At 47.4% G+C, this 6200-nt stretch carries 1 protein-coding gene; it reads left to right on the top strand.

Annotated features, from left to right (window positions below; translation table 11 throughout):
- Window positions 1–23: 23 nt before the first annotated feature.
- The coding region (locus ICN29_RS10570) for a glycine-rich domain-containing protein (RefSeq protein WP_216132998.1) at window positions 24–6200 on the top strand (6177 nt) is incomplete at its 3' end.

Genomic DNA, 6200 nt, shown 5'->3' with positions numbered 1-6200 from the left:
CCATTGCTGGTGGTGCAAACGCATTGACTATAACCGGCAATGCCATCTTTGGTGGTGCGATAACGAATGTTACTAACCTATCAGTCTCTGGCACCACCTCCATTGCTGCTGATATCACCACGACCGGTACTCAACTCTATAGTGGTGCAGTGACACTGAGTGGCGGTGATCGCACCTTAACAGGTACTACGATTACAACAAACGGTATTACGGGTGGTAGCAATGGCTTAACCATTACTGGCGCTGGTGTATTTAATGGTGCAGTAACTGGTATCACTAACTTATCAGTCAGCAGCACTAGCACCTTAGCTGCTAATGTAAGCACTACTGGTACCCAACTCTATAGTGGTGAAGTGACTATAGGAGGATCCTTAGTTACGCTCACTAGCACTGGCACTGGATCTAATGGCAATATCAGCTTCAGTTCTGCGGTAGATGGTAATGCTGATAATACACAAGCATTAACTGTAGTGAGTTCGGGCACAATGACTTTTGGTGCGGCGGTAGGTGTTGCTCATCCATTATCTGCATTAACTACAGGAGTAGGAACGACATCTTTGGCGGGCAATATCACTACCTCTGGTGGACAAACTTATGGTGGCAATGTTGTTTTAAATAACAGCCTGAACTTAAGTTCACTTACTAATGGAGACATTACAATCGCGGGCAACCTCAGTGCGGCCCAGGCTATATTACAACTTTTAGGTAATGGAGCCTATATTCTGAATGGGACCACCTATACCCCTAGCGGTACTTATACGACAGCGCTGGGCAATGTAGGGTCCCTTACGTGGACTGGAACAAATTACACATGGACGCCATTAACTGGTGCAAGCACATCAGAATTATTATTAGTGGGTGGCGGTGGAGCTGCTGGTAGTCAGTATGGCGGCGGTGGTGGTGGCGGGGGCGGTCTTATTTATAAGACGGATGTCACCTTGAGTGCGGGGGTTGCTTATACGATTGGCATAGGTAATGGCGGCATCGCTGTTGCTAGTGATAATGGTGGGAACGGAGGTAGTACAAGCATCTCTGGGACAGGACTCTCGCTTACAGCAATTGGTGGCGGTGGTGGCTCTACGTACAATAAACTCGCACTTAATACTGGTGGTTCCGGCGGTGGTACTCGAACCGATCCTGCGCAGTGTGGGAATGCCGCACCTTGCCCTGGCGCAACAAGTGTGTACTACTCAGATGGGCTGAGCTACACCTACGGTAACCCCGGTGGTTCTGGTGGCCAAAATGGAAATGGTGTTGGAGGCGGCGGTGGCGGTGCTGGCGCAAGTGGTGGTAATGCGTCCAATAAGACTGGTGGTAATGGTGGTAATGGATTAACCGTTAGCATTACGGGACAAAGCCAAACCTTTGCAGGCGGCGGCGGTGGTGGTGCAGAAAACGTTAGCTCTGGAAGCGCCCAAGGTGTAGGCGGGACAGGTGGTGGTGGAACTGCTGTTATTTCTCCGCTAACAGCTCAAAATGGACAAGCAAATACTGGCGGCGGCGGCGGTGCGCTTGGTGGTTGTATCAGCGCGCCATCTGGTTGTAATATTTATCAAAAAGCTGGTGATGGTGGTTCTGGTATTGCAGTAGTTCGTTATTCCGTGGTCGGTTTAAATGTCAGTACCGGCTCAGGAAAGTTTATTTTGACCGGTAATTCCTCAACATTGGCATCGCTAAATATTAGTTCAACCAGTACAACAAATGCCATTAACGGTATTGTTGGTGGTTCCACAACAGTGACTGTTGGTGGCAGCGGTGGTGTGTTCACTCTTTCTGGTGCCAATACCTACACCGGTGGTACCACTGTCAGCGCAGGCACTCTCCAAGCAGGCGCTAGTTCTACCCCAACATCCGGTACTGTAACTAGCGGCCCCTTCGGTACTGGTCGTGTGACAGTGAACTCAGGAGCGACTTTGGATCTCAACGGCAAAACAATTGCCAACCTGTTAACTCTCAATGGCACGGGCGATAGTAGTAATGGCGCCCTTTATAACAGTAGTAGCTCTGCAGCCACTGCAAATGGTGCGATTACTTTAGGCTCAAGCACTACGATTAAAAATGTGGGTGCGCTCACTTTAGGTAGCACGATTAATGGCGCCTTTGGTCTAACAATTACTACTACCAGCACTGGAGCAGTAACTTTAGGAGGTGCGATTGGTGGCACAACTAATCTCTCAAGTTTGACTACTAACGCATCATCTGGATCTGCTGGTATCACGATTTCAGGTGGCAGCATCATTACGACTGGTGCAATCAACTTTGGTCATGCTATTACCTTAAGCACTGCCACAACGACCACTTTCAATGCAGGTACTGCAGTTTCTTTAGGTAGCACTCTGAATGGTGGCGGTAATGCTTTAACCATTAGCAATAATGCAGAGATTAATGGTGCACTTACTAGCGTATCCACGTTGCAAGTAGGCGGCACTACTAGCTTAGGTGCAAATGTCACTACGACTGTAAATCAAAGCTATACCGGGGCAGTGACATTAATTGGCGCTGATCGTACATTGACTTCTAGTGGCGGCGGTAGTGTGGCCCTTGGGGCAACCGATGGACTATTTGGCTTGACTGTAAGTAATGGGGCGGGCTCTATCACCCTTGGGGCAATCGGCATCAATAGTCCTCTAACTTATCTCACCTTGCAGGGTACGGGAAGCAATACCCTGAACGGAAATATCACCAGCAGCGGCAGTGTAGATTTAAAAGGAACATCTCGGGCTTCAACTTTCTCAGCTGACAGAACAATTTCAACAAGCTCCGGAAATGGTAACGTCACCTTTGGTGTAGTGAATAGTGCTTTCGGGCTCAATGTTGCAGCGGGCAGCGGAACGATCAGCACTCTAGCAGTGGGTACTACAACCCCATTAGCCTTTATTACATTCACAGGCTCTGGTATTAATACCATTGGCGGCTATATCACCAGCGCAGGCGCAATTAATCTTGGCACTTTAAGAACGAGCAATGTGGCAAGTAGCCAGACAATTAGTTCAGGCTCCACTCTTAATATCGGCGCTGTCAATCTTTCCGCAGCAGTAAATTTAACCCTAGATGCCGGAACAAATGCTGCCAATAGCATTACTGTAGCAAGCATTACTGGGCCGGCTACCGGAACAGCGGCCAATGTGACCTTCAGTAGCGGCGGCGCGGTGACGGTCTCTGGCGATATTACCACCGGTATTGGAACCTTATGGCTCAATAAAACAGCAGGTAATGTCAGTTTTGCCGGTTCATTACAGGTGTCTCAATTTAAGACGGATGCGAATTCGACTTACAACATTAGCTTAACTGGATCAACCAACTCGATTGCCAGTTTTGCAACCGCTACACCATTTGAAACAAGTGGAACACTCACCATTGGTGATTCTGCCTCTGATACATTTACTTATTCAGGCGGCTCTTTTGTCCCTTCTAGTCCATCCTCATTAAGTCTAGGTGGAACTATTACTACCAGCAGTATCACTGCGGGAGCAGGATATATCACCCTAGGTGATTCCAATACTTCTTTGGCGCTCAATTCAAATCTCACGTTGAACAGTAGCGCAAGCAATGGCACGATTACGATTGCTAGAGCGATTGCTGGTGCTGGAAAAGACTTAACACTAAACGCAGGTACAGGCACTATCTCAATTACAGCTGCTTTGACGGGCATGGGTGGGCTCAGCTTGAGTGGTAACAAAATTGATTGGTCCTCTACTTTGGATGGTACTGGTGTTTTAACACTCAAACCTACTACTACAACGAATTTAATTCATGTGAATGGTACAACTGATGCCACATCTACTATCTTGGATGTTACTGCTACAGAAATAGCGAACTTAGGTAGTAATTTCACTGGACTAGTATTCGGTGGAGCCTCGCAAAGTGGGGATGTATATTTAAAAACAAATTTAGCGAGCGCATTGCCAGTGACTTTACGAACCTCAGGGGTAATTTACCTGCAAGGCGATTTCACTGGTAGCGGAAGTTCTACCCTGAACTTAACTGGCGCAACTCAGATTAGTGCAGCGCGTACTTTGTCTGCAACCACAGTAACTACCAACTCTACACTCACAACAGTGAGTTCTGGTGCTTACGCACTCACGATTACTGGTAATGCTGTTTTTGGTGGTGCCATCACGGCGGTTACCAATCTTTCTGTCTCTGGGACTAGCTCTATCGCTGCTAATATAACTACCACGGGTACGCAAGGCTATACCGGCGCAGTTACTTTAACGGGTACTGGTGCTACCAGAACCTTACAAGGCACCACCATTACTACTAGCTCAACTATTGCTGGTGGAGCGAACTCATTAACGATTACCGGTAATGCGGTATTGAATGGAGCAGTCACTGGCGTTACTAATTTAAGCGTATCAGGAACAACTTCACTGGGTGCTGACATTAGTACAAGTGGTACCCAAACTTATACCGGGGCAGTGACGATTTCTGGTGGCGATAGGGTGTTGACTGCAACTAATAATGCGATTTTATTTAGCAGTACCATCAATAGCGATGCAGCCTTAACTCCACGTTCACTCACAATTTTAGCTGGTAGTGGAAACACTACGTTTAGCGGAGCGGTAGGTAATACCTACGCACTCAATTCTTTAAGGGTCGATGGGACATCAACCATAGCTGCAAATATTACGACTGCAGGCACCCAAAATTTTGTTGGTAATGTTGTCATTAGTGGGACCGATGTTAATTTAAGTTCAACTGGCAATAGTGGATCTGGTCAGGCTATGAATTTTGGTGCTGACATTGATGGTTTATCTGCTAGTGCAAATAGCTTATATCTATATAGTGGCATTGCTGAGATCGCCGTTGGTGGAAACATCGGTAAAACTGTTGCATTGAATTATTTAGGTTTAGGTGGTACAGGCACCTTAACCACAATTTCAGGTACGACGACCAATAATTATGACTACACGGGAGCAGCCCAAACCTTCACGGCAACATATGCTGGTACCTATACATTTTATCTTTGGGGAGCTAAGGGTGGAGCCTATGGCAATGGATATCCTGCAATTGGTGGCAATGGAGGATATGCCACTGGTAGTCTTGATTTAACTGCTGGTCAGACAATTAATATTTATGTAGGCGGTGCTGGAACATTAATTTACAACGGTACCTTAGGAGGTGGAGGTTGGAATGGTGGTGGTAATGGTCAAGGTGCATCTGGAGGTGGCGGCGGCGCTACAGATATTCGAGTGGGTGGGACCGCCTTAACAAATCGTGTCATTGTTGCTGGAGGTGGCGGTGGTGGCGGACTTTATTCTTATGATGGTGGTTATGGAGGCGGTTTAACTGGTGGCACCGGTGGTAATGCTACTAATTCAACTGCTGCATATGGCGGTACGGGCGGTACTCAAAGCGCGGGCGGAACTGGATCAGGAACTTATCTTGGCTCTGCTGGTACGCTAGGACAAGGAGGTCAAGGCGGTAGAAATACAGGCACTGCTGATTATGCTGGTGGCGGTGGTGGCGGATATTATGGTGGCGCTGGTGGTGCTGCTTCAGTTAATTATGGGTCGGGTTATGGTGGCTCTGGTGGCGGAGGATCATCTTACATTGGAGGTGTAAGTAGCGCTACTACTATTGCAGGTAATGCATCAATGCCTGCTACCGGAGGTGGTACGCAAATCGGTCAAGCTGGCAATGGCTATGCAAGAATTGTTTTAACCAATCAAACAATTACAACTTTTAGTGCGGGTACTCAAACTGGAAAAATTCAAGTCAATGGTTCAGTAAAAGCTACTACCTTAAATACAGCTAACACTGCATTTGAGTTAGTCCTCGGTCTTGCTAATAACAATTCAACGATTGGCTCAGCTACTACCTTTAATAATACGGGTGCTTTGACAATCGGTTCAACAGGGTCTGGTCAAACTTTAACCATCAGTGGGGCGCTTATCGCTACAGCAAGTAGCGTCGTGAAGATTGGCACTTCCATTACAACGGCTGGCAATCAAACCTATGGGGCTGCGCAAACACAATCTAGCGGCCTCACTATAGATAGCACTAGCTCATCAAATAATGGTGTAATCGCATTTAATAGCACATTAGATAGCATTGCATCAGGTAGTTACGGATTAACCGTCTCCTCAGGCTCGGGCAATGTCACCTTTACTGGCATCGTCGGTGGTGCATCGGGTGGTGCTCTAGGTGCTTTAACTGTGAACTCTACTGGTGCTACTACCTTTAGCGCTGCAGTCACC

The sequence above is a fragment of the Polynucleobacter nymphae genome, assembly GCF_018882155.1.
Classification (GTDB): Bacteria; Pseudomonadota; Gammaproteobacteria; order Burkholderiales; family Burkholderiaceae; genus Polynucleobacter; species Polynucleobacter nymphae.
Note: the sequence above shows the minus strand (reverse complement) of the source record. Positions and strands in the feature narration are given on the sequence as shown.